Annotated in this window: 21 protein-coding genes; 17 read left to right on the top strand and 4 right to left on the bottom strand. The window is 60.6% G+C overall.

Annotation, left to right across the window (positions count from 1 at the left end):
- Position 1: 1 nt before the first annotated feature.
- Complete coding sequence (locus ACGK9R_RS15915) at positions 2–1,117, bottom strand: efflux RND transporter periplasmic adaptor subunit (protein ID WP_394583081.1); 1,116 nt, start codon at positions 1,115–1,117, stop codon at positions 2–4.
- Positions 1,118–1,318: 201 nt separating this feature from the next.
- Here ACGK9R_RS15915 and ACGK9R_RS15910 point away from each other — a divergent pair, with 201 nt between their 5' ends.
- Together ACGK9R_RS15910 and ACGK9R_RS15905 are read left to right on the top strand one after the other, a co-directional pair.
- Entirely contained in the window at positions 1,319–2,293 is a 975-nt protein-coding gene (locus tag ACGK9R_RS15910) for a malate dehydrogenase (RefSeq protein WP_394583079.1), read from the top strand.
- A 405-nt stretch (positions 2,294–2,698) separates the two neighbouring features.
- Positions 2,699–3,130 (top strand): REP-associated tyrosine transposase, encoded by a 432-nt coding sequence (locus ACGK9R_RS15905; RefSeq protein ID WP_394583077.1) that lies wholly within the window; start codon positions 2,699–2,701, stop codon positions 3,128–3,130.
- A 268-nt stretch (positions 3,131–3,398) separates the two neighbouring features.
- On the opposite strand, the gene ACGK9R_RS15900 is transcribed toward ACGK9R_RS15905, so the two are convergent.
- Entirely contained in the window at positions 3,399–4,544 is a 1,146-nt protein-coding gene (locus ACGK9R_RS15900; RefSeq protein ID WP_394583076.1) for a GGDEF domain-containing protein, read from the bottom strand.
- A gap of 47 nt (positions 4,545–4,591) precedes the next feature.
- Positions 4,592–5,248 (bottom strand): HAD family hydrolase, encoded by a 657-nt coding sequence (locus ACGK9R_RS15895; protein WP_394583074.1) that lies wholly within the window; start codon positions 5,246–5,248, stop codon positions 4,592–4,594.
- 237 nt (positions 5,249–5,485) lie between these two features.
- Here ACGK9R_RS15895 and ACGK9R_RS15890 point away from each other — a divergent pair, with 237 nt between their 5' ends.
- Together ACGK9R_RS15890 and ptsP are read left to right on the top strand one after the other, a co-directional pair.
- Positions 5,486–5,980 (top strand): RNA pyrophosphohydrolase, encoded by a 495-nt coding sequence (locus tag ACGK9R_RS15890; RefSeq protein WP_394583072.1) that lies wholly within the window; start codon positions 5,486–5,488, stop codon positions 5,978–5,980.
- A 108-nt stretch (positions 5,981–6,088) separates the two neighbouring features.
- Complete coding sequence (gene ptsP, locus ACGK9R_RS15885; RefSeq protein WP_394583195.1) at positions 6,089–8,350, top strand: phosphoenolpyruvate--protein phosphotransferase; 2,262 nt, start codon at positions 6,089–6,091, stop codon at positions 8,348–8,350.
- Between the two features lie 303 nt (positions 8,351–8,653).
- Here the strand turns inward: ptsP and ACGK9R_RS15880 are convergent, their stop codons facing one another.
- Positions 8,654–9,412, bottom strand: coding sequence for an NRDE family protein (locus tag ACGK9R_RS15880; protein WP_394583070.1), 759 nt, complete (start codon positions 9,410–9,412; stop codon positions 8,654–8,656).
- 155 nt (positions 9,413–9,567) lie between these two features.
- Between ACGK9R_RS15880 and ACGK9R_RS15875 the strand changes: the two genes are divergently transcribed.
- From ACGK9R_RS15875 to ACGK9R_RS15815, 13 genes are all read left to right on the top strand, one after another.
- On the top strand, positions 9,568–10,365 hold the full coding sequence (locus ACGK9R_RS15875) for a sulfite exporter TauE/SafE family protein (protein ID WP_394583068.1): 798 nt from the start codon (positions 9,568–9,570) through the stop codon (positions 10,363–10,365).
- 62 nt (positions 10,366–10,427) lie between these two features.
- On the top strand, positions 10,428–11,219 hold the full coding sequence (gene lgt, locus ACGK9R_RS15870) for a prolipoprotein diacylglyceryl transferase (protein WP_394583066.1): 792 nt from the start codon (positions 10,428–10,430) through the stop codon (positions 11,217–11,219).
- A 162-nt stretch (positions 11,220–11,381) separates the two neighbouring features.
- A complete protein-coding gene (locus ACGK9R_RS15865) occupies positions 11,382–12,158 on the top strand; it encodes a thymidylate synthase (protein WP_394583193.1) in 777 nt (258 codons plus the stop codon).
- Positions 12,155–12,691, top strand: a complete 537-nt coding sequence (locus ACGK9R_RS15860) for a dihydrofolate reductase (protein ID WP_394583064.1) — start codon at positions 12,155–12,157, stop codon at positions 12,689–12,691. The genes ACGK9R_RS15865 and ACGK9R_RS15860 overlap by 4 nt, the downstream gene beginning before the upstream one ends.
- A gap of 21 nt (positions 12,692–12,712) precedes the next feature.
- The gene (locus tag ACGK9R_RS15855; RefSeq protein ID WP_394583062.1) at positions 12,713–13,546 is read left to right on the top strand and encodes a ProQ/FINO family protein; all 834 of its coding nucleotides are present in this window, start codon (positions 12,713–12,715) and stop codon (positions 13,544–13,546) included.
- A gap of 263 nt (positions 13,547–13,809) precedes the next feature.
- Complete coding sequence (locus ACGK9R_RS15850) at positions 13,810–14,928, top strand: porin (RefSeq protein ID WP_394583060.1); 1,119 nt, start codon at positions 13,810–13,812, stop codon at positions 14,926–14,928.
- A 251-nt stretch (positions 14,929–15,179) separates the two neighbouring features.
- A complete protein-coding gene (locus ACGK9R_RS15845) occupies positions 15,180–16,205 on the top strand; it encodes a porin (protein WP_394583058.1) in 1,026 nt (341 codons plus the stop codon).
- 712 nt (positions 16,206–16,917) lie between these two features.
- Positions 16,918–17,325 (top strand): DVU3141 family protein, encoded by a 408-nt coding sequence (locus ACGK9R_RS15840; protein ID WP_394583056.1) that lies wholly within the window; start codon positions 16,918–16,920, stop codon positions 17,323–17,325.
- Positions 17,322–19,091 (top strand): polysaccharide biosynthesis/export family protein, encoded by a 1,770-nt coding sequence (locus ACGK9R_RS15835; protein ID WP_394583054.1) that lies wholly within the window; start codon positions 17,322–17,324, stop codon positions 19,089–19,091. Before ACGK9R_RS15840 ends, ACGK9R_RS15835 begins: the two co-directional genes overlap by 4 nt.
- Positions 19,092–19,194: 103 nt before the next feature.
- On the top strand, positions 19,195–20,004 hold the full coding sequence (locus ACGK9R_RS15830) for an ABC transporter permease (protein ID WP_394583052.1): 810 nt from the start codon (positions 19,195–19,197) through the stop codon (positions 20,002–20,004).
- Positions 20,005–20,007: 3 nt separating this feature from the next.
- A complete protein-coding gene (locus ACGK9R_RS15825) occupies positions 20,008–21,108 on the top strand; it encodes a chain-length determining protein (RefSeq protein WP_394583050.1) in 1,101 nt (366 codons plus the stop codon).
- Between the two features lie 404 nt (positions 21,109–21,512).
- Positions 21,513–21,830, top strand: coding sequence for a transposase (locus tag ACGK9R_RS15820; RefSeq protein WP_394583048.1), 318 nt, complete (start codon positions 21,513–21,515; stop codon positions 21,828–21,830).
- Positions 21,827–22,622, top strand: a 796-nt coding sequence (locus tag ACGK9R_RS15815) for an IS3 family transposase (RefSeq protein WP_394583046.1), incomplete at its 3' end; no start/stop codon positions are given. The genes ACGK9R_RS15820 and ACGK9R_RS15815, both read left to right, overlap by 4 nt.

Below are 22,622 nucleotides of genomic sequence, written 5' to 3'. Positions count from 1 at the left end.
GTCAGAGGCCCGCTTGGCCGGGGCCGGCGCGGTCATCGTCAGCGGTCGATGGTTCGACGCGCACTGGCGTGACGACCTGGCCCGGCTCGACCAGTCCGGCGCCCAGGGTGATCAGCTCGAGCGAATCCGGAAGCCCCGCGACGAAGGCGCTCTCGAGCGTGGCGCTGATCAGCGTGACCGGCGTTTGGACGACCTCGTCGCGCGCGTTGACGTGTTTGACGGCGAGCTCGCCGCTTGCATCCAGGTTGAGAAGCGCCGTCGAGAGCGCGTGGGCCGGCCGGGGCGGCAGGGTCACGGTGAACTCGGCGCTGCCCCCGGCCAAGCGCAGGCGCTCCGGGTTGTCGAGGGTGACTTCGATATAGAACGAGCGCGTCTGCTCCTCGGCGCGGCTGCTGATATGCGACACCTCGCCGGTAAGCGAATCGCCGTTTAACAGCCGCGCGGTGACCGGAAGCCCCACGCTCAGCGCGTTGATCTGCTGCTGCGAAACCCAGGCCGTACCGGTCAGGGTACGATCGTCGATCAGCCGGCCCCACTCCTCGCCGGGCTGGAGCAGATCGCCAAGTTCGACCTGAACGCGGTCGAGTACCCCGGCAAAGGGCGCGGTGGGGCGCGTATCCGAAAGCTGGCGCTCGAGCTGGGCCACCTGGGCGCGGCTGGCGCTCAGTCCGCTCTGCAAGCGCAGAAGATCCGGTTGGGAAATGAAATTGCGCTGGCGTAGATCCTGGGCGCCGGCATACTCGGCCTGGGCCACGGCGAGCTCGTCGCGCGCCTGCTCGAGCTGCTCGGGCAGGGCCTCGTTATCCAGCACCAGCAGCGTCTGCCCTTGGTCGACTGCTTCGCCCTGAGCAACGGGTTTTTCACGCACGAACCCGGCGGCGTTGGCGCGCAGCACCGTTTCCCGGCTCGCCTCGAGCTGGCCCTGGATCACCTGGCGGGCAATGAAGGGCGCGCTTTGCAGGTGGGTGACTTCTACGCGAACCGGCGAAGGCTCGCGCTCGGCCTGGGCGCCGGGAGCGGCGGATTGAAAACGCTGAAAGTCGCCCAACGCCAGCCAGACGATCAGCGCCAGCACGAATACAATGGCCAGAGCGTAGGAGAAGGGGATGCGTCGCATGGCGGTGGCGGATCTCGATATCAAACAGGTGTTAGAATTGGCTCACACCATAGCGCACTCGCGCGCCGGCGGCGAGCCCGGGTGAGTCGTTACGCCCCAGAGTGGCGCAGGTCCAATTGAGTTTTTTTCTCACTGGGCATACCATCTTGACGTCTTGAGTTCTGTCGACCCACCCCAAGGCGAATCAACCAAGGAGCAGTGATGAAAGATCCAGTACGTATTGCGATTACCGGCGGCGCCGGCCAAATCAGCTACTCACTCATTTTCCGTATTGCCGCTGGCGACATGCTGGGGCCGGATCAGCCCGTCATTCTCCAGCTTCTGGAAATTCCCCAGGCTATGGATGCGCTGGGCGGCGTGGTGATGGAAGTCAACGACTGCGCCTTCCCGCTGGTACAGGACATTGTTGCCTCCGACGACCCCAACGTGGCATTCAAGGATGCGGACTTCGCCCTGCTGGTCGGCGCCCGCCCGCGCGGCCCGGGCATGGAGCGTAAGGACCTGCTCGAAGCCAACGCTGCGATCTTCTCGGTTCAGGGTAAGGCGCTCAACGACCACGCCAGCCGCAACGTGAAAGTGCTGGTCGTCGGCAACCCGGCCAACACCAACGCGCTGATCGCCTCCTGCAACGCGCCGGATCTCGACAAGGGCCAGTTCACCGCGATGACCCGCCTGGATCATAACCGCGCCCTGACCCAGCTGGCCCAGAAAGCCGGCAAGCACGTCACCGATATCGAGAACATGATCATCTGGGGCAACCACAGCGCGACCCAGTACCCGGATATCGCCCAGTGCACCGTCGACGGTAAGGCCGCCACTGATTTGGTCGAGCGCGACTGGTACGAAAACGACTTCATCCCCACCGTACAGCAGCGCGGCGCGGCGATCATCAAGGCACGCGGCGCCTCGTCTGCGGCTTCCGCGGCGTCTTCCGCCATCGACCACGTGCGCGACTGGGCACTGGGCTGTGACGGCATCGTCAGCATGGCGATCCCGTCTGACGGCAGCTACGGCATCGAAGAAGGCATCATCTTCTCCTACCCGGTACGCTGCAAGGGCGGCAACTACGAAATCGTCCAGGGCTATGAGCTCGACGATTTCAGCAAGGAGAAAATCCAGGCCACCGAAAAAGAGCTGCGCGAAGAACGCGCCGCCGTCGAGCACCTGCTCGGCTAATCGGCCTGCCCGAACGACCCAAACCCCGCACCTGGTTGCGGGGTTTTTTTATCATTGGGCGATGGAAGGCGCCAGCCTTCTCATGGTTACAGTGCCACTTCAGGAAGGTCGCTGGCTGAAGCCTGCTCCTACAGCTGCCGCTTGAGGAATATGCGCTGAAACTGTCAGGCAGAGTGATTTACCCCCATATCAATGTAGGAGCCCAATTCATTGGGCGAAGGAAGGCACTAGCCTTCCCGTGGTTACGGTGCCACCTTATGCAGGTCGCTGGCTGAAGCCTGTTCCTACCACCCGTAGTTGACTACTGGATGGCTACCTAGGCCTTTTCATGATCGTGACGTACTCCATTAGACCCATCGATATTAAATCCACTAAGCTAAATAAAATGAACGAAAAGGAGGCGATATGCATCATGGCCACCGGCTTCGGAGGGGCCGGCACTCATTAAAGGGCGCGTACTATCTAATTACGATAGCCACACACCGCCGCCAGCCGCTTTTTTCGAATTTCCACAACGCTTGCTGTGCTTCCAGACATTTTACTCACCCTCGAGTGAAGGTCTTGGCGAAAACCTTATCATTCGTGGTGATGCCAGATCATGTGCACTGGCTCATGCAGCTAGACAGCCAGCTTTCGGAAGCCGTGCGCCGTTATAAAAGTCATGTGTCAGTGAGTATGGGAGAAAGTGCCTGGCAACGCGGGTTTCATGATCGAATGATTCGCGATGAAGAGTCCCTGGTCGACGTTGCCCGCTATATTGTGGCGAATCCTTTAAGAGTGCAGTTGGTTGACGATGTAAATGACTACAGCTTCTGGGATGCCGTGTGGCTTTCTTGAGATTTCAACCACGGCATACAAGTCGCTGGCTGAAGCCTGTTCCTACAGCTACCGCTTGAGGAATATGTGCTGAAGCTGCCAGCCAGAGTGATTCAACCCCCTGTAGGAGCCCAATTCATTGGTGGTTCGATACTTCGACGATGAAAGGCGCCAGCCTCCCCCGGGTTGCGGTGCCATCTCGGACGGTCCCTGGCTGAAGCCTGCTCCTACAGTTAGCGTTCTAGCGCTGCCATTATTCAATAATGGATAGGAGGCGCCCTATAGCCGGTCAGGTGCCCAGAATCCTGAGCTGATTACGTCCATCCCGCTTGGCTTCGTATAGGGCCTGATCGCTTTGGCCAAGAAGGGTGCTGAGATCCGGATGGGGGGTGTCGATGAGGGTGGCGCCGAGGCTTAGCGTGACCGGTTGGGGGGTGTCGAAGGCTTTGGCCGCGAGGTCGTTGAAGGCGTGGCGCAAGTGGCGGCTGACGCGTTCCACTTCGTCGGCGCTGGTTGCCTGAAGCAGAATGGCGAATTCGTCGCCGCCCAGGCGGGCGTTGAGCGCGTCGCCGGGTAGAAGCTGGCGGGTCAGGTCGCTCAAGCTGACCAGCATGTGATCGCCGGCGGCGTGACCGTGCAGGTCGTTCATCATCTTGAAGTTATCGATATCGATCAGCAGCAGTGCAGCGGGGCGCTGTGGGCCGGCGGCGCCAAGAATAAAGGGCGCGCGCGCCTGAAAGCCGCGCCGGTTGTAGAGCGAGGTGAGCGAATCGCGCTCGGCCAGGCGTTTGATCTGGCGCTCGCGGCGGTAGCGCACGGTACCGGTCATCGACAGTGCGATCAGCAGTATCGCCATCACGCCCTCGACCAGCGAGACGCGAATCATCACGCCCTGGTAGAGCCTCAGGTCGATCAGGGCGCCGGGCGTGAGAGCGGTGACCGCCTTGATCAGATAAAACGCGCCGTGTATCAGCAGCGCGCCGCGAAGCTGGTGCGTACCGGCGGTGGCAAGGGCGGGCTCCAGTTTCAATAGCTGGCCGGCCTTGAGAGAAAGCAGCGCGACCAGCAGCGAATTGACCACCATATAGAGTTTGGCGCTTTGCGAGACCTCCAGAAATGGCAGCAGTACGCACCAGGCGGGCAAAATCACCCACCACAGCCGCGAGAGCGGATGGTTGATAAAGTGCGCTACACCCAGCAGAAAGCAGCCGTGGGCGACTACCAGCAGCCCGTTGGCAAACCATACGCCGATCACATCGAAGCCGAAGCTTCGCAGCAGCGAAAGGCTCGACCCGGCGACCACCATGAAAAACCCGGTGGCCCAGTACAAAAGCGCTTTTTCGCGCGCGCTGCGCCATTCGGTGATCAGATAGAGCGCGGCGGCCAGCGCCAGCGCCACGGTCACCGTCAAAAGGGTAGGAGGGTCGAACGCCATGCGGGGTAGGGCTCACTTGTCGTTGCGCAGGGCGGCGGCTTCCCGCGTTAGTCCCGCAAGCTCATGATGCGCCATTGACGCTCTTCGGCCACTCGGCGAAGCGTGTCATCCGGGTCGACGGCGACCGGGTGATCCACTTTTTCCAGCAGCGGCAAGTCGTTGTGCGAATCGCTATAGAACCAGGCGCCTTCCATGGTGGCGTCCTGGGTTTCCAGCCACTGCTGCAAGCGGGTGATCTTGCCTTCGCGATAGCTCGGGGTGCCGGAAACCTGGCCAGTATAGCGCCCGTTGATCATTTCCGGTTCAACGGCGATCAAATGATCCACCCCAAGCCGTTCGGCGATCGGGCCGGTGATGAAGCGGTTGGTGGCGGTGATGATCAAAAGCGTATCGCCCCGGGTGCGGTGGCGGGCCAGAAGCTCTTCACCCTTGGCCAGAATGTACGGTTCGATCTTGCTGGCCATGAACTGCTGATGCCAGGCGGCGAGCTGCTCCGGGGCGTTGTCGGCCAGCGGCTTGAGGGCGACTTCGAGAAACGCCGCCATATCCAGCGTGCCTGCTTCGTAGTCGGCCATGAAGCGGTCGTTGGCCTCGCGGTAGGCCACCGGGTCGACGGCGCCCTGTTCCAACAGGAACTCGCCCCAGGCGTGATCGCTATCGATGGAGAGTAGCGTATTGTCCAGATCGAAAATGGCCAGGCTCACCGGCTTCCCCTTGTAATTTATAAGTTGCTGATATCGATCGTTGATATCTGTCGTTGGTAACGTTCGCTGATAAAGGCCGCTTGGTGTCAGCGCCGCGGATTATCGCAGAGACCCCGCGCCTTGCCCACCGCCGGCGCCGATGTCAGCGGTTATCGCCATCGAGCGTTATATTGTATTGATACGCTTGTCTGCCTTGTGGAAAAATGGGAGCAACTGAAAATTTAAAAGGTGAAGTCCGTGATCGACGCTGACGGCTTTCGCCCCAACGTTGGCATCATCATTGTCAACGACCAGGGGCAACTGCTTTGGGCGCGTCGGGTTGGACAAAATGCGTGGCAATTCCCCCAGGGAGGCATCAAGTCGAGCGAAACTCCACAGCAAGCGCTTTACCGTGAACTGTTTGAGGAGATCGGCCTGACCGCCGACGATGTCGACATCGTCGCCTGCACCCGGGGGTGGCTGCGCTACCGTTTACCACGACGCATGATTCGCACCCACTCGCGACCGGTTTGCATCGGTCAAAAGCAGAAGTGGTTCTTACTCAGGATTCGGTGTCAGGAGAATCGGATCTGCATGACGGCCACGCCCAAGCCGGAGTTCGACGGCTGGCGCTGGGTCAGCTACTGGTATCCGCTGGGCCAGGTCGTGCCGTTCAAGCGCGAAGTGTACCGGCGGGCCTTAAGAGAGCTTTCACCCCGCGTACAGCGTTTGGCACTTGGAGACGAGTCGTGACATTTTCGCGGCGTGCGGTGATGGGGTCGGGGCGCCTGGGCGCTCGGGCCCGATTGCCTTGTCGCCCAACCCTCAGCGAGGATAACAACAGTGAAGTCTAAAACATCCATGCTGGAGGTACTACGCCGCGTCATTCAGGAAGTGAACGGCGCGCGTACGCTGGAGGCGGCGCTCTCGACCATGGTGCGCCGCATTCGCAAGGCGATGCAGACCGACGTCTGCTCGTTCTATTTGTATGATCGCGATCTCGAGTCGCTGGTGCTGATGGAAACCATCGGCCTGCGTACCCAGGCCGTGGGTCGGGTGGTGCTGCCGCTGGGTGAAGGCCTGGTGGGGCTGGTGGCCAAGCGCAGCGAGCCGCTCAACCTGGAAGACGCCCGCGCCCACGCCCAGTTTCGCTATTTCGAGGCGACCGGCGAGGAGCGCTACTCGAGCTTTCTGGGCGTGCCGATCATTCACCAGCGCCTGATGCTCGGCGTGCTGGTGGTTCAGCAGGCGGAAAAGCGTCGCTACGACGACGAAGACGAAGCCTTTCTGGTCACCATGGCCGCGCAGCTGGCCGGGGTGCTGGTCCACGCGCTGGCGACCGGCAACCTCACGCGCCCGGCACTGCCCGACGGCCAGGCGATGTTCAAGGGCGTGGCGGCTTCCCCCGGTATTTCGATGGGCGAGGCGGTAGTGATCAGCCCGCCGGCGGATCTCAACAGCGTGCCGGATCTGATTCCGAGCGATCAGGATTTCGAGGTGGCGCGGCTGAAAGAGGCGATCGCGCAAACCCGGCAGGAGATTCGCGCCGCCGCCGAGCGCCTCGCCAACCGTATCTCCGCCCAGGAACTGGCGCTGTTCGACGTTTACCAGCAGATGCTGGGCGAGGCGGCGCTTTCCGAGGAGGTCGAAAAACGCATCCGCGAAGGGCAGTGGGCGCCAGGCGCCTTGGCCGACGTTGTGCGCCGCCACGTGCAGTACCTGGAGCGGGTGGATGACGACTACCTGCGCGAGCGCGCCGCCGACATTCGCGACCTGGGCCGCCGGGTGCTGGCGCACCTGCAGCAGGATACGCCTTCGACCCCGGAAACCTACCCGGACAACGCGATTCTGGTCGGCGACGAGATCAGCGTGGCGATGCTCGGCGAAGTGCCCAAGGGCAAGCTCAAGGGGCTCGTCTCGGTGCGTGGCTCGAGTACCTCCCACGTGGCGATCGTCGCCCGCGCCATGGGCATCCCCACGGTGCTAGGCATGGTCGATCTGCCGCTGCCGCGTTTGAACGGCGCGCGGGTGGTGCTCGACGGCCACCGCGGGCGGCTGTTCGTGCGCCCCTCGGCGGAGCTGGAAACCCGCTACGCCAACCTGATCGCGGAAGAGCAGGCGCTCAGCGAAATGCTCGAACACGAGCAGGACCTTCCCAGCGAAACGCCGGACGGCCACCACGTGCCGCTGATGGTCAACACTGGCCTGGCGGTAGACGCCGGGGCGCTTCTGAAAAGTCGCATTGGCGGGGTGGGGCTCTACCGCACCGAGGTGCCGTTCATGATCGCCGAGCGCTTCCCCGGCGAGAAAGAGCAGATGCGCATGTACCGCGAGCAGCTCGAAGGCTTCGCGCCGCTGCCGGTCGTCATGCGCACCCTCGATATCGGCGGTGACAAGGATCTGCCCTATTTTCCCATCGAGGAAGCCAACCCGTTTCTCGGCTGGCGCGGCATGCGGGTAACGCTGGATCACCCGGAAGTGCTGATGGTGCAGCTTCGCGCCATGCTCAAGGCTTCTCAAGGGGTCGATAACCTCTACGTACTGTTCCCCATGATCACCAACGTGGAGGAAGTCGACGAGGCGTTGAAAATACTCGATCGCGCGATCGTCGAGCTGGGCGAGGAGGGCGCCGAAATCAAGCGGCCGCTGGTCGGTGTCATGATCGAGGTACCGGCGACCATCTACCAGATGGACGCGCTGGCCAAGCGGGTGGACTTCTTCTCGGTGGGCAGCAACGACCTGACCCAGTACCTGCTGGCGGTGGATCGCAACAACCCGCGGGTATCGAGCCTGTACGACGCGCTGCATCCGGCGCTGCTCGGCGCGCTATGGGAGCTCTCTCAGGATGCCAGGCGCCTCGAGAAGCCGATTTCACTGTGCGGCGAGCTCGCCGGCGACCCGGCCGGGGCACTTTTGCTGATGGCGATGGGCTTTTCGAGTCTCTCCATGAACGCACCGAGCCTGCCCAAGGTGCGCGCGGCGATCCGCCGGGTGCCACTTGCCGACGCCAAGGCACTGCTCCACGAGATTCTGGCCCTCGACACCCCCGCCCAGGTGCGCGAGCACTTGAACCAACGCATGGACGAGTGGCAGCTGACGCACCTGCTGCCGCCCAGGGACTGATGAGCGCGGGCGTGTGGGAGGCAGCTTCAGCTCGCGATGTAATTGATTGGGGCGGCTTCATCCGGGAAGGCTGACGCCTTCTTTCGCGCGCTGAAGCGCCCTCCCACAACACCATTTGATGAGCCTGATGATGGCACCCAGGAAGGACCATGGGTGGGAGGCAGCGTCAGCTCGCGACCAGGCAGATTTCACCACCGATTCCGAACAAGCTTGTGGGAGGCAGCTTCAGCTCGCGACCTGGTGAGTTCAGCACCCAGACCAGAGGCAGCGTCAGCTCGCGATCCGGCCAATTGCAAACGGGCTTCAAGGCTGGGTGAGGGTGGTCTCGCCCTCGAAGACGCCTGATGGCCCAAAGCGTTGCTCGGTCATCGAAACCCGGCCCTGGGCATCGAGGCTCACCCAGGTCGTTGCTCGCGTGCCGTACTCTTCGCCCAGAATGAACGCCGCCGAAAGCCGGCGCTCGAGCGCATGCGTTACGCCGGTATCGGGAAGCAGGGCATCCGCCGCGGTATCGGTGTTGAAAAGTGCGCGCGCCGTAGCGGTCTGCCAGTCGTCACCCGCGCCTTCCAAAGCATTGCGTACCGCTACCAGCTTGGGCCAGGGCGTATCGAGGTGAGCATTGGAAAGCCCATGCACGCCCGGGGGGACGCGCGCCAAAAACGTGCCCGCGCTCGAATGGTGAAGGTGCCAAAGCGTGGCGTTGTCTGCCACCAGCAGGTTGAAGCCGGCAAAGCGCACCGCCTCATGTTCAACCAGCGCCTCGAGCCACCCCTGGGTATCTGTTTCATGCAGTACGCGAGCGATCAGCTCGCCGCGGCTGGGGGCATGATCAGGCACGGGAGCGGCGGGCTCGCGCACGTTGGTCAGCGCGGCCACCACGCCGCGGTCGTTGGCCGCAAGCCAGGTGCCGCCGGCCTGCAGATCGCGCCCGCCCAGAATGCGTGGGTCATCTTTCCAGTAGTGCAGCGGCGCGGTCGGGCGGGCGTGGAACTCGTCCCGGTTACCCGCCAGGCGCAAGGGCGTGGCGCTTTGCGGGTACCAGGCGAAGGTCAGTAGGCACATTGAGCGCTCCTTTTCGTGAACGAGCGTTTATAAACGAGCGACTATAAACGACCGGCTGGATGAACGGCTGAGCCAGCCCGTTAATGTTATCATTCGCTCATGTTGCACCGCACTTGTGGCGGCCAGCGTCCATGCATCCTATCGAACGGCCCATCATGAATATTGCGATCACACTTTTGGGGTATCTCTCACTCGGCGCGGCGGCGGGCACCATGGCCGGGCTTTTCGGCGTCGGCGGCGGCCTCATTATCGTTCCCGTTCTGGTCTTTGCTTTCAACCTGCAGGGGGTGGCGCCCGAGGTCGCCATGCACCTGGCGGTGGGCACATCGCTTGCCACCATCGTGGTCACCGGCGCGTCGTCGACGCTGGGTCACTATCGCAAGGGCAGCATTCATCGCCCCTGGTTCATGGCGCTGCTGCCGGGGTTGATGCTGGGCGCTATTGGCGGCGTGTTCATCGCCGGTAATCTCTCCGGAACCGTGCTCGGTACCCTGTTTGGCGTGTTCGTCCTGCTGCTGGCGGCAAAGATGACGCTAGGCCTTAAGCCCAAACCAGGCTCCATCGCGCCGGGCAAGCCCGCCATGGTGGTGGCCGGCGGCGTGGTCGGGGCCGTTTCGGCGCTTTTCGGCATCGGCGGCGGGGCGATGACCGTGCCCTGGCTTTCACGCTGCGGCGCGACCATGACCCAGGCCGTGGGCACCTCGGCGGCCTGCGGGCTGCCCATCGCGCTGGTCGGCGCGCTTACCTTCATCGTGGTGGGCTGGGGCAATCCGCTGCTGCCGGCCTGGTCCACCGGCTTCGTGCTTTGGCCGGCGTTTTTCGGCATCATCCTCGCCAGCGTTCCTTTTGCCCGGGTCGGTGTGAAGCTTGCGCACGTGTTGTCGGCGCGGGTTTTGCGGTTATCCTTTGCGCTGTTGCTGGCCGTGGTGGGTCTGCGATTCGTACTGGGCTGACCCATTCGCGCCATAAGGGCATTCCGGTTTAATTTGTTGCTTTACCTGATTAGAGACGTTCGATGATCAACTATCCCACGATTGACCCGGTAGCGATTTCCCTGGGGCCCCTGCAGGTGCACTGGTATGGGCTGATGTACGTGGTGGGCTTCGTGGCTGCCTGGTGGCTCGGCTGTAAACGCGCCCCGCGAATCGGCCTGACCAATGACGATATCAGCGACCTGCTGTTTTACTGCGCGATCGGCGTGGTCGCCGGCGGGCGCCTGGGTTACGCGCTGTTCTACGGCATGGAGCAGTGGGCCGCTGATCCGCTCTGGGTGTTCCGGGTGTGGGATGGCGGCATGAGCTTTCACGGTGGGCTGATCGGCGTACTGCTGGCGGCCTGGCTGTTTGCTCGGCGCAAAAAGCTCGCGTTCTTTACGCTCACGGATTTCATCGCGCCGCTGGTGCCGATCGGCCTGGGCGCCGGGCGTATCGGTAACTTCATCAACCACGAGCTACCCGGGCGGGTGACCTCGCTGCCCTGGGGCATGCCGTTTCCCGGTATGGGGCCGGAGGCTCGCCACCCCTCGGCGCTTTACGAGGCGCTGCTCGAAGGCCTGGTGCTGTTCGTGATTCTCTGGTGGGTATCGGCCCAGCCGCGCCAGCGAGGCTTCGTTTCCGGGCTTTTCCTGCTCGGTTACGGCGTGTTTCGCTTTCTGGTCGAGTTCGTGCGCCTGCCGGACGCCCACATCGGCTTCATCGCCTTTGGCTGGGTGACCATGGGGATGCTTCTGACGCTGCCGATGATTGCGCTGGGCGTGGCGTTCATGGCTTGGTCGCGCAGCCAGCCGGTAGATGCCAAAGCGGCCTGACCGGTAACCCCGTGGCGGGCGGCATTGCCTGGTGTGCGCCGCCCGCCTAGAATACAGCCTTCAAATGCCTGCAACTCTGGAAACCCTGTGACTGCTTCAACGCCCGCACCCGCCGCTTTCGATGCCACTTCCGCCGCGCTGGAACAGCCCTATCTCGATTTGATGCGCTTCGTGCTGGAGCAGGGCACCGATCGGAATGATCGCACCGGCGTCGGCACCCGTTCGCTTTTCGGCCACCAGATGCGCTTCGATCTTGCTCGCGGGTTTCCGCTTTTGACTACCAAGAAGCTGCACTTGCGCTCGATCATTCACGAGCTTTTGTGGTTTCTCAAGGGCGATACCAACATCGGCTACCTGAAAGAGCACGGCGTGCGCATCTGGGACGAGTGGGCCGATGAAAACGGCGACCTGGGGCCGGTGTACGGCTACCAATGGCGAAGCTGGCCAGACCCCAAAGGCGGTGAGGGTATCGATCAGATTGCGGGCGTGCTCGAGCAGATTCGCCACAACCCGCAGTCGCGCCGGCTGGTGGTTTCCGCCTGGAATCCGGCTCAGGTCGATGAAATGAAGCTGCCGCCGTGCCACTGTCTGTTCCAGTTCTACGTGGCAAATGGGCGGCTCTCCTGCCAGCTTTACCAGCGCAGCGCCGATATTTTTCTGGGCGTGCCGTTCAACATCGCAAGCTACGCGCTGCTGACGTGCATGGTGGCCAGAGTGACGGGGCTTAAGCCCGGCGAGTTCATCCACACCCTGGGCGATGCCCACCTTTATAGTAACCATTTCGAACAGGCGAGCGAGCAGCTCGAACGCACGCCGCTGGCGCCACCCAAACTCTGGCTGAACCCTGCGGTCACCGAGCTTTTCGACTTCACCTTCGACGATATCCGTATCGACGATTACGCCGCTCATCCCCATATCAAGGCAAAGGTAGCCGTATGAGCCAGCCCACAGATTTCGACCCCCTGGTACCGGTGGCGATGATCGTTGCCATGGCGAAAAACCGTGTCATTGGCGTCGAAGGCAAACTGCCCTGGTACCTGCCCGAAGACCTGAAGTTCTTCAAACGCAAGACCCAGGCAAAACCGCTGGTGATGGGGCGCAAGACCTTCGCCTCGATTGGTAAACCGCTGCCTAACCGGCTCAATATCGTGGTCACCCGTGATACGAGCTTCGAGGCGGCGGGCGTGCGCGTTTGTCACGACTTGCCAAGTGCGCTGGCGCTGGCCGATCAGCAGGCGACGATCGAAGCGGCGGAGGAGATCATGGTCATGGGCGGCGGCGAGATCTACCGCCAGGCCATGCCCCACGCCCAAAGGCTTTATGTGACTGAAGTGGATATCGAGGTGGACGGCGATGTCACGTTCCCGGCGATACCGCTCGAGGCGTTCAAGGAGGTGCAGCGTGAAGCGGGCACTCCCGGCCACGGCCAGCCGCCTTTTGATTTCGTGGTGTACGAGCGCATCGACGACTGACCAGCTCCAAGGAGGGCACCCATGGCCGCCAGCGTAGAACAACTAATCGACACACTGGAACAGCACCTGACGCAAGCCCAGCAGGAGCTTGCAAGGCTGCGACAGGAAAATGACCGGCTCAAGACCGAGCTCGCCCATCAACCCCCTGTTGCGACGAGCGCGCTCGAAAGCGACCTTAGGGTCGAAAGTGAAGCCGGGGTCGAAAGTAAAGCCATAAACGAAAGCAAAGCCATGGACGAAAGCGAAGTCAGGGCCGAAACTGAGTCACCACAAGGCCGCGCCGAGCCAGCTGACTCACCGCTGCCGACGCTTTCGAATGCGCCAGCCGAGCCGCCTTCCCCCCACGCGCTGTTGAAACAGTGGTACGAGCGCTACCCCAACGCATTTTTCACCGGACATACCAAACCGCTCAAGGTAGGCATCCACCAGGACCTGGCCAGCCGCGAGCCCTGGTCGGGGAAGTTGATTCGCCGGGCGCTGGCCAACTACGTCAATTTGCCGCGCTACGTTAAATCCATGCGCGAAGGCGCCGAGCGGGTGGATCTGGACGGTTTGCCCGCCGGCACCGTCGACAAGGAGGCCTCGCAACATGCAAGCGAGCGACGCAAGGATCAGGCGGGGGAGAAAAAAGGTGGGAAAGTCGGTGAGAGAGTTGGTGAGAGAGTTGGTGAGAGAGCCGGCGCAGAAATGAAGCAAACGCCCAAAAAGCAGCCACACCATCGCGGCGGTGCCGCCACCGGCTCGAACGCTCAGCGCCCGGGTCAAAGCCCGGAGCCGGAAAAAAACGAAGAGCGAAAGCCGCTTAGCATGGAAGAGAAGATCAAGGGGCTGATGCAAAAGTTCGAAGGACGCTGAGACTTGTAAACCCGCCGAGGGTTCCACAAAAATGCGCAAATCGTAAAAGAACACTGTTTTTTTCTATTGCGTTCCCCCCAATCCCGGTATAGAGTTTGGCTTGCGAGCATTGGACTATAACAAGGCCTCGGTGAGGACATGCCACATATCGTCGAATAGAGCGGCGGATTGAAGCTAGAGCATGACCCATTGGCCAACCTGCAGGCTTATAAAAAGCCCGGCAGATACGATCGAAACAGTAAGCTAGTAAAGGAACCTAACTCATGAAAAAGACACTTTTAGCGACTGCTGTCATTGGTGCTTTGGCCGCCTCTGCTGCCGCTCAAGCAGCCACTGTTTACGACGAAGACGGCACCAAGGTTGACCTGTACGGCCGTATCGCTGTGGGCATCGCGGGCGGCGGTCCTGGTGAGCAAAACGGCGTTAAAATCGACAACGATCCCGAGTTCGTTGACGTTTTCTCTCGCCTGGGCTTCCGCCTGAGCCAGGAAATCACCCGTGACCTGACCGCTTTCGGTCGTCTCGAGTGGCGTTTCCGTGCCGACGAGTCCAACACTCGTAACGGCAACAACTTCGACGCGTTCTCTGAAACTCGTCAATCTTACCTGGGTATGACCAGCACTCAGTACGGTACTGTTCAAGCCGGTAACTTCGACAGCTTCTACAACCAGTTCGTTTCACTGCCGTTCGACGTTTACGTCGACCGTGGTTTCCGCTTCGCCGGTCACCCCAAGCAGTCTCGCGGCGACTCTATCGGTTACTACACGCCTGACCTGGAAGGCTTCACTGCCTTCATCCAGGCCAAGCACTACGGTGAGCGTGGCCTGATCGACGAAAACATTCCGGAAGCCGGCGTTGTTCGTCAGACCTCTGACGAAGGCAGCGTTACTGCCGCTCAAGGTGGTGTTCGCTACGCACAAGGCCCGGTTACCGTTGGTCTTGGTTTCGTTGACGACGTAGCGCGTGGCGACGGCGGCAATGGCGAAATGTTGTACGGCCTGATCGGCTCCTACGACTTCACCGACAACTTCTCTGCTCGTCTGGGCTATGAAGGTCGTGAAAACAGCAGCGATGCGGTCGCTGGCCCGCTGGGCGTGCCGACCACTCGTGGCGGCGGCTTCGACTCCGTAGGCGTTGGTGGTACTTTCACCACTGGTCCGTGGGCATTCAACCTCGATTACTACAACATCGAGCGTGACGATGCCGAAACCAGCCGCTCCTGGGCGACTGGCGCGTACTACAACGTTTCCAGCAACTTCGACGTGTTCCTCGAAGTGGCCAACGAAGACGCACCGACCGTTAGCCGCAGCGACTTCGCAAGCGACCTCGGCGACCTGACCGACGACGTATACTGGCTGACAGGCGCTCGTTACTTCTTCTAAAACCTGGTCGTCTGACCTGACGGTTTGAAGTAATCAGCACTGCATTTTAGCCTGCAGCAAATAGAACCGGCCCTTTGGGCCGGTTTTTTTATTGCCGTGAAACAGCCGATTGTAATCCAACTGCTGAATAGAGTAGGGCTCGCGGCGGTTATTGCAGCGTAATGCTTCTCGTTCCGAGTTTACTTTTAATTTGTTATAGTATAACATTTTTGCTCATTTTTATTAAACCAACTAAAAGGCAAGGGTCTGAAATGAGCGTTAACGCAAGGGCTGGGGCGGTCGTATTGGGTGTGGGGTTGCTATGGTCCGGTATCTCCCAAGCCAATACGCCTATTTATGATGAAGACGGTACGCAGCTGAGCATGTACGGGCGTATCTCAATGGGTATCGCGGGAGGCGGGCCTAACGAAGATGCCACTGGCAACGCGATCAATAACGACCCCGAGTTTGTCGATGTCTACTCCCGCCTTGGCTTTCGCATGCGCCAGCAAATCAACCCGGATTTGGCCGCCTTCGGCCGCCTGGAGTGGCGCTTTGCCGGCGACGAGCGCATTCAGGGGCAGGCCTTCAGGGAAACCCGCCAAAGCTTCATCGGCCTTGAAAGCGAACGCTTCGGTACCGTACTGGCCGGTAATTTCGATAGCCTCTATTACCAGTTCGTCTCCATTCCCTTCGATGTCTACCTCGACCGTGGCCTGCTGTTCAACTCGACCGGCCTGCAGTCCCGGGGCGACTCCATCGGCTATTACACCCCGGAGGTCAACGGCTTTACCAGCTTCCTGCAGGTGAAGCATTACAGCGAGCGCGGATTGACCGATGCGGAAAAAAGCTCGGAAGGCAGCGTGAGCGCCGCCCAGGGCGGTGTACGCTACCGGCAGGGGCCGCTCAGCGTTGGCCTTGGCGCAGTCGAAAACGTGGTGCGTGGCGGCGGTAACGGTGAAATGCTTTACGGTCTGATCGGCTCGTATAGCGTGCGCGATAACCTGAGCGCGCGTTTGGGCTTTGAGGCCCAAAGCGACAGCAGCGAATACGGCGGTGGGTTCGACTCGTACGGTCTGGGTGGCACTTACACCACCGGCCCCTGGGCGTTCAACGCCGACGTGTACCGGGTCGAGCGCGATAACGAAGCAAGCAGTAACGCCTGGAGCATCGGCTCCTACTATGCCCTCACCGACAACGTCGATGTCTTCCTGGAAGTAGCTGAGGCAGACTCTCCCGCGATCCGCAGCTCATCCGACGATGCCTACTGGATCACCGGCGCGCGTTATCTGTTCTAAGGGAGGGGATTGGGGTTATGGGAGCACGCTCTAGCGAGCGAAGGAAAGCGCTAGCTTTTCCGGGTAGCGCCACCCCAGCCAAATCGCGAGCTAAGGCTCCCTCCCACAACCTGAACCGAAGTACGGTGCCGAAGCCACCCGGTCGCTGGCTGAAGCCTGCTCCTACGGGATGGGTGGGTATATCCGTTTAGGTAATAATGCAGGTACTGGTGTTGTAGGAGCACGCTTCAGCGAGCGAAGGAAGGCGCCAGCCTTCCCGGATGACGCCACTTCAACCAACCCAATCGCGAGCTAAAGCTCCCTCCCACAACCTGAATCGAAGTACGGTGCCGAAGCCACTCGGTCGCTGGCTGAAGCCTGCTCCTACGGGATTGGAGGCAGTGGCTGGAGTTAGACGGATTTGGGTGCTGGGGTTGTGGGGGTGCGCTTCAGCGTGGTCCGGCACTTCGTCGGTCCGACAGCTCGGCGAAGGAGGGCGCTGGCCTTCTCGAAGGTGGCCCCGGTTAATGAATATCATCTAATTAAAATTCAATAGATTCTATAGGAGCGGTGGCGCTGAGGTAGTTTACTCAAATGGAATCACTTACAATGGCGCCCCATTAGTGCGCGTCAGGTTAACGCGCGACCGGTTCATACAATGTAACGTACAGGGCAAGGGAAAGCGTCCGGAGCAATCCCCGGGCGGTAGCGTGCCTTTTTACTGGGAATCACAATGCCTCATACCTCACGTATTCACGCGGCGCCGGTACGCCTGGCACTGACCGCTTTGAGCCTCATGCTTTTAAGTGGCTGTAGCACTTACCCTACCAGTAGTGGCACGCAGTCGCCTCAGTACGTATTGAACAACGACAACGCTGAAACCATCGGCAATGAACCACTCAGCGCTTTCCTCGAAAGTGCCCCGACCGGCGGCATTCTAAGCGTAGCGGCCAGCCCCTGGGGTGCCAATGTCGAAGTCGTCGCCGACGAACGTTACCTGGCAGCGAGCGGGCGAGAATGCCGTCAGCTACAAATCGTCAGCGCCCAGGCTGCCACGCGCCGCGCGCTGGCATGTAAAACGCCTAACGGATGGGTCAATCAGCGCGTGGTCACGCAATCGGTAGAAGGGCGCTTTCAATGAATTTTTTGGTGATTAAAAAACGCGCGCGCCTGACCAAAGCGCTGGCATCAGTCACGCTCGCCAGCGTAATGACTTTTGCCGCGACGGCCCATGCGCAAATGGTCAGCCTGCCCAACGATACCCTGGGCGGGCAGGAGCGCCAGTCATCCATGCAGTCGTCCGGCGCCAACCGCACTCAGGCGCAGGGTCAGGGCCAGCAACAGATAAACGACACCCCCCGTGCCGACTACCGTAGCGGCACCTATGGCCCAGTACCCAGCACCCAGCCAAGAAATCCGGATCTTCTGCCGCCGTTCGGCTTCAATCTCTTCACCGGCGGCTTTCGCGGTGCCATTGGCGATGGCCTGAACCCGGATTACCGCATCAAACCCGGTGATCAGGTCACCGTGCGCGCCTGGGGCGCGATCGAACTCGACCGCGTACTCCCCGTCGATGCACAAGGCAATATCTTCATTCCCGGCTCTGGCCCCATCAACGTGGAAGGCCAGAGCAGCCAGCAGGTAGATAACAGCGTACGCCAGGCCATTACTTCGGTATACCCGGATAACGTCGAGGTCTACACCAACTTGCAAGGCGTTCAGCCCGTGGCCGTCTACGTGACCGGCTACGTGGAAAATCCCGGCCGCTACGCCGGCACGCCGGACGACTCGCTACTCTACTTCCTCGATCAGGCCGGCGGCATCGACCAGGATCTGGGCAGCTACCGTCAGCTTCGCGTGATTCGCAACGGCAGCCAGATCGCCACCGTCGACCTCTACGACTTCCTGCTCACCGGCACCATTCCGCGCCCGCAATTCCAGGATGGCGACACCATCGTGGTGGAAGAGCGCGGCCCGGCCATTGCCGTAGTGGGCGACGTTCATCGCGAACTGCGCTATGAGCTGACCAGCAATACCCTGAGCGGGGCGGAACTGGTCAATCTGGCGCGCCTTCGCAGCGGCGTGTCTCACGTACTGCTGCGTGGCGACCGCCCCAGCGGACCCATCGCGCAATACTTCGATCTTTCCACCTTTGGCAATCAGACCATTCGCAGCGGCGACGAAGTCACCTTCAGCGCCGACCAGCGCAGCGAAACCATCGTGGTGGAAGTAGAAGGCAGCTATTACGGCCCTTCCCGCTACGCGCTGCCGCGCAACGCCCGCCTGAGCGAGCTACTGGACGCCATTGCCGTACCGCAAAACCTGACCGCGGTCGAAAGCGTCTCGATCCGCCGTGAAAGCGTGCGCCAGCAGCAGGAGCAGTCGCTGGAAGATAGTCTGCGCCGTTTGGAAACCACGTATCTTGGCGCCACCTCGCGCACCGATGAAGAAGCGAACATTCGCCTGCGCGAAGCCGAGCTGATTCAGCGCTTCATCGAGCGCGCCCGCGAGCTCGAGCCCAGCGGCCGACTAGTGGTAGCGCAAAACGGTCAGATTTCGGATATCCGCCTGCAGGATGGCGATTTGATCACCATCCCGGAAATCAGCGATTCGGTACTGCTCAGCGGTGAAATCGTCGTGCCCCAGGCGGTGGTCTACCAGCCCGGCATGAGCGTGATCGACTACGTCGAAAACGCCGGTGGCTTTACCCAGCGTGCCGATGAAGACCAGATTCTGCTGGTTCGCCAGAACGGTGCCGTCGAGCACGCCAAGAACTCGCCGCTTCGTCCGGGCGATGAAATTCTCGTCATGCCCAAAGTGCCCGCGCATAACCTGCAACTGGTCTCCACGCTCACCCAAATGCTTTTCCAGATTGCCGTGACCACGCGTGTGGCGTTGGATTTGTGATTTTTTGGTGAGTGGTGAATCGTTAAGGGCGAGGCGTGAATGGTGAAAAGATATTTGTTTACTGTTGGGGGTGGGAGGCACTGCGGCGGGGAGGTGATGGCTGATGGCCGATAACTATACAGCCCGGCGCGGTGCTCGCACGCCTTGGCAGGTTACTCGTAGCGTGTGGTATGCCATGTTTCTGCGCGAGGCTATCTCTCGCACCATGGCCGACCGCATGGGCTGGTTCTGGATGGTGTTCGAGCCGGTAGCTTTCGTGGGCATCATGGTTGCCATTCGCAGCTTTATACGCGGCGATCAGTTGGTCACCAACGCTCCCTTCATCCCCTGGATGATCACCGGTTTGATGGGATTCTTTCTGGTTCGCGAGGGCATGATGCGGGGCATGGGCGCTATAAATGCCAATAAGGCGCTGTTTGCCTACCGCCAGGTACAGCCGCTCGATCCGGTGCTGGTGCGCAACTTCCTGGAAGGTACGCTGCGCTCTTTCGTGTTTCTGCTATTCATCGTGGGCGGTTTGATGCTGGGCCTGGAGATGTATCCGGATAACGCCATTCGCGTGCTGGCCGCCTGGTTCTCGCTATGGAGTTTGGGGTTGGGGCTGGGGCTGGTCGTATCGGTATCGGCGACCCTGGTACCCGAAATCGGTAGGGTCGTAGGCATGCTGTCGATACCGCTTCTGATTCTTTCCGGCGTCATTTTTCCGCTCAACAGCATGCCCCATTGGCTGCTCGAGTACCTGATGCTGAATCCCATTCCCCATGGGTTGGAAACCCTACGATTGGGTTTTTTCGAAAAGTACAAGGTGATTCACGGTACCAGCATGCTCTACTTCTGGCTGTTCACGCTTTCGCTCATTACCCTTGGGCTTCTCATGCACCTGCGCTTCGTTGACCGGTTAAAGGCAAGCTAATCCATGCAAGGTTCTCTTCCCCGTTTTTTCAAGGCCTCGCCGCATTGGGCGCTGGCAATCATTGCGATTGTGCTGGTCACGTTCTACTGGTTCGTTTGGGCGCAGGACCGCTACGTCTCCCGCGCGACCGTAGTACTCGAAAGCCCTCAAGTGGCCACGCCGGAAATCAGCTTTGCCTCGCTCATGGGCGGTGGAGGCGGCGGCAACACCCACGACTTGCTGTTACTGCGCGAATATTTACTTTCGGTCGATATGCTGCGCTACTTGGATGACGAGCTCGGCTTTCGCGAGCATTACAGCACCCACGGCGATATTTTCGCCACCCTGTGGGACGCCAATGCCCCCATCGAAAACCTGCACAATTACTACCAGCGCCGGGTAGAAATCGAGATGGACGAGTACGCCGGTGTACTGAACATTCATGTGGAAGCCTATACGCCGGAATTCGCCCAGCAAATGACACAGCTACTGCTGCAAGCCGGTGAAGACCACATGAACGCCATGGGACACCGCCTCGCGCAGGAGCAGGTGCGCTTTCTGGAAGAGCAAATGGTGCGCCTTGAAGAACGCTTTCGCGAAACCCGCGCCGAGCTTCTGGAGTTTCAGAACGAGTACGGTCTGGTGTCTCCCACCGCCACGGTGGAAAGCCTGAATCAGGTGGTCGCCACGCTCGAAGGCGACTTGGCCCGCTTACAGGCCCAGCGCGACGCCATAGCCAGCTTCCAAAGTTCGCAGTCGGCGGAGCTTCGCCAGGTCGAGCGCAACATCACAGCGCTGCGCGACCAGATCAGCGAACAAAGCGAACGCCTGGCCCAGGCCGCCGGCGGCGCGCTCAACCGTGTCTCCGCCGAGTACGAAACCCTCGAGCTCCAGGCGCAGTTCGCCCAGGAAACCTACTCCAGCGCCCTGGCCGCGCTCGAAAACACCCGCCTGGAAGCCGCCCGCCAGCTCAAACAGGTCAGCATTCTTCAAAGCCCGCTGCTGCCGGAATACTCCGTTTCCCCCAACCGGCTCTACAACAGCACCGTGTTCGCCATCATCACCATCTTCCTCGCGTTCATCCTCAGCATGATCATCATGATCGTGAGAGACCACCGGGATTAGTGGTTTGTGAATGGTTAATAGTGAATAGTGAGTAGTTAATGGTGAGTTGTGAAGGAGGAGTTGAAGGCTGTACGGTGAAGGGTTGGGTTGGCAAGTGCCGCTTTCTGTAGGAGCCGAATTCATTCGGCGAAGGCGACGACAACCGCCCCGGAAGTAGCCACCAAGCTGGAACGACAGCGCAGCCTTCGCTCACAGAAGCGAGCTCCCACAGGGCGTAATGCCGTTCAGTTAGGGTTGGTCAGGCTTTGTGGGAGGCAGCTTTAGCTCGCGACCGGCGCCGCCAAGCGCCCCGCCAAGCCAAAGCAAATCGATACTCGATTCACCACTCACCACTCACCACTCACCACTCACCACTCACCTGGAGTGACCCTAAAAAAGTGGACACCTTTTACGGAGAAGGTGTCATGAAGTTCAAACATAGTCCACGCTATACCGAGGCCTTTATACGTGAAGCCGTACAGGCCTCGCTTTCCTCACCTCAGACACAGGTCTCGCTCGCTGCTCGGTTCGGTGTTCATCCCAATACCCTGAGCCGTTGGCGAAAGGAGTGGGTCATGGAAAATAATGCACGCGGACAAGCGCTTCCCAATACAGGCCCTGAAAAAAGTGTTCAGGAACTGGAGCGTGAAGTGAAGCGACTGAAGAAACAGCTCAAGAGAGCGCAGCTGGAGAACGATATCCTAAAAAAGGCGGACGAGTACTTCATCAGACACGGCAAGTGAAATTTGCCTTCATCGAGGCCCATCGGGATCATCGGTGGCCCCTGGTGATCGTGTGTGAAGTACTCGGTGTTTCCCGATCGGGTTACTACCGCTGGCGGGAACGCCAGAAGCAACCCGGGCCACAACAGGTACGTCATCAGGCCCTCACGGCCTTCCTGCTGCAGTGTGCTCGTCTTCAGCATGGCGTACCCGGCTATCGAAAGCTGTGGCAGGAGGCGCAGGATGCCGGCTTCTGCTGCGGTCAGAACCAGGTTCAACGGCTTCTGCAGATGGCCGGATACCGCTCGTGTACGGCCCTGAAACCCGGGTATCGTCGTGGTCGCTTGTCACTGCCAGTGCTGCCCAACCTGTTGAATCGCGAATTCCTGATCGGCAGACCCGATCAGGTCTGGGTATCGGACATTACCCAGCTTCGCTGTCATGAGGGGTGGCTTTATCTGGCCATTGTCATGGACCTGGGAACACGGCAAATCATCGGCTGGGCCATGAGTCCGATCAACAGCGCGCAACTGGTCGTGGCCGCTCTGGAGTACGCCTGGAAGGAACGGAAGCCGGCTGGCGCCGGCCTGCTGTTCCATTCGGATCAGGGCACGCAATACCGTAGCGAGGATGTCATGACCTGGCTGAATGACCGGGACATCACGATCAGCATGTCCCGGCGAGGAAACTGCTGGGACAATGCCTGTGCAGAAAGCTTCTTTGCGTCACTCAAGAAGGAGTGGACCCATCCGCTGGGAATGCTTCCACGGGACGAAATGGAAGCGGAGATCCACTACTATCTGAAGGAGTATT

It is taken from the genome of Halomonas sp. HNIBRBA4712 (assembly GCF_043558675.1).
Classification (GTDB): Bacteria; Pseudomonadota; Gammaproteobacteria; order Pseudomonadales; family Halomonadaceae; genus Vreelandella.
The sequence above is the reverse complement of the archived record's forward strand: the minus strand, read 5'-3'. Positions and strand labels throughout refer to the sequence as shown.